2 protein-coding genes are annotated in these 2,136 nt (G+C 73.9%); one reads left to right on the forward strand and one right to left on the reverse strand.

Going from position 1 to position 2,136, the window contains the following annotated elements; genetic code table 11:
- Nucleotides 1-491: 491 nt before the first annotated feature.
- The gene (locus ACTIDRAF_RS0224270) at nucleotides 492-1,133 is read right to left on the reverse strand and encodes a helix-turn-helix domain-containing protein (protein ID WP_016701271.1); all 642 of its coding nucleotides are present in this window, start codon (nucleotides 1,131-1,133) and stop codon (nucleotides 492-494) included.
- A 90-nt stretch (nucleotides 1,134-1,223) separates the two neighbouring features.
- On the opposite strand from ACTIDRAF_RS0224270, the gene ACTIDRAF_RS0224275 reads away from it, so the two are divergent.
- Entirely contained in the window at nucleotides 1,224-1,928 is a 705-nt protein-coding gene (locus ACTIDRAF_RS0224275) for a B3/B4 domain-containing protein (protein WP_016701272.1), read from the forward strand.
- Nucleotides 1,929-2,136: the final 208 nt, after the last annotated feature.

The raw sequence follows: 2,136 nt of genomic DNA on the forward strand, positions 1-2,136 counted from the left end.
GGGGAGCGGCGGCGCGCGACCGGGCAGCCACCGCCGGTCACCCCACGCCGCCGCCCTCGCCCCACCTCGCGGCCGAGGGCGCACCACCGGCGGACCCGCGAGGCCACCACCACGCGCCCCGGGCACGCCGGGCTCGACCCGCCCGCGGTCCCGGACCGGCACGGCACACGGGGCCGACGGAACATCCGAAGCATCGCCAGCGGACGGTGGGCAGCGCACCCAACAACCCTGGGACCGGGCCTCCAGGTCCTCCCGGCAGCAGGGCGCGGAGGTGCCCGCCCGAGGTCGATGCCACCGGCCCCAGCGCCCCACACCACCCCGCCTGTTCCCCACCGCCGACCGCCAGCCCCACCCGGCCCCCGGCGCCAACACCCGGTTCAGGACGCCCGTGCCGGTGAATCGGGCCGGGCCGGCGCGGCCACGTCATCGTTCCGGCAACGCCCACCAGCCCCAGGAGAACCACCCGCTCCGGCCACCGCCGGGGCACCGCCTCATCGGGTCGCGCCCGGACCGGGCGGGAGCTGCACCGTCATCACCAGGTCACACCGCCGGCCACCCGCACCGTGGTACGCGTGCGGCACCGACGCCTCGAAGGTGACCGTCTCGCCGTCACCGATCTCGTGAGCGGTGTCACCGACGATCAACGTCATCCGACCGGCGGTGACACTGATCGTCTCCACCACCCCCGGCCGGTGCGGCTGGCTGCGGTACCTGTCCCTCGGGTGCAGCGTCCACCGCCACACCTCCACCGGGCAGGGACCAGCCGTGGTGAGCATCAACCGGGCCTGCCCGCCGTGCTCACCCGTCCACAGCGCAGGGGTATCGGCGGTGGACACCACCCGCACCCGATCGGCGCGGGGCTCCTCCAGCAGCGCCGACAGCGACACCCCCAGGGCATCGGCCAGCCGCACCAACGTGGCCAGGTTCGGGTTACCGGTGGCGCGTTCCACCGCCACCAGGGCGCCCTTGCTGACCTGAGCCCGCGCGCCCAACTGGTCCAAGGACCACCCGGCGGCCACCCTGGCCGCCCGAACGTTGCGGGCCACCGCCCGCAGGGCCGCCCCCGTCCCGATCACCCGATCACCCTCCCCACCGAACCACCCCGAACCCCACTCGGTCGTTCGGATGTACATTACGGTCGGTCTGATGCGCCACGGTGTGGAGCCCCCGGACACGCGACTGTCCACCGCACCACCACCCCGGTTCACCCCGCAGGAGACCCGATGCCCGAGATCCGCCTCGCCCCCGACCTCGCCCACGCCTACCCCCACGCCGCGCTCGCCGTCGTGACCGCCACCGGGCTACGCGGAGACACCACCTGGCCCGCCACCGCAACCGCCCTCACCGCACTCGAAGAAGCCGTCGCCGACGGCTCCTGGGCACCCGCCGACGAAACCGACCCGCGCATCGCCTGCTGGCACGAGGCCTACCGCGCCTTCAACGTCAACCCCCGCCGCCTCCGCCCGAGCGTCGACGCCCTGGGCCGACGCCTGGTCCGAAAAGGAACCCTGCCGAGGATCAACGGACCCGTCGACACCTACAACCTCGTCTCCGTCCGCCACGGCCTGCCCATCGGAGCCTTCGACCTGGACTCGGTCGTCGGCGACATCACCATCCGCTTCGCCGAGGGCACCGAGTCCTTCACCCCGCTCGGGGAGGCGGACACCACCGAACACCCCCGCCCCGGCGAGGTCATCTACACCGACCACCTCGACGTCCTGACCCGGTGCTGGAACCACCGGGACGCCCACCGGACCCGGGTCACCGACCGCACCCGACGCGCCTGGTTCATCCTGGAATCCCTGACACCGGACTCGGCATCCCCGCTCCGGGACGCCACCGAGGACCTGGTGGCCAGGCTGACCCCCCACACCGACCAGGTCCACGCCCGGTACCTCGGATCACAACAGTCCAGCGCCACGGGTTGACGACAGGACCCGTTCCCCAGGGAACCCCCACCAGCACCCAGGCCCGGTCCCACCAGCCACCGGACCGGCGGGGGAGTGCCCACCAGCCCCGAAGGCAGGACGTGCCTGACACAGCCGCACGGCCAGCTCCGAGGACGAGGCGACCTGAGCGGGCACCCCACACCGTGCCGCGCACGACCCGAGCGGCTCCACATCGGCGGGGGGGGGG

It is taken from the genome of Actinoalloteichus spitiensis RMV-1378, from assembly GCF_000239155.1.
Lineage (GTDB): Bacteria > Actinomycetota > Actinomycetes > Mycobacteriales > Pseudonocardiaceae > Actinoalloteichus_B > Actinoalloteichus_B spitiensis.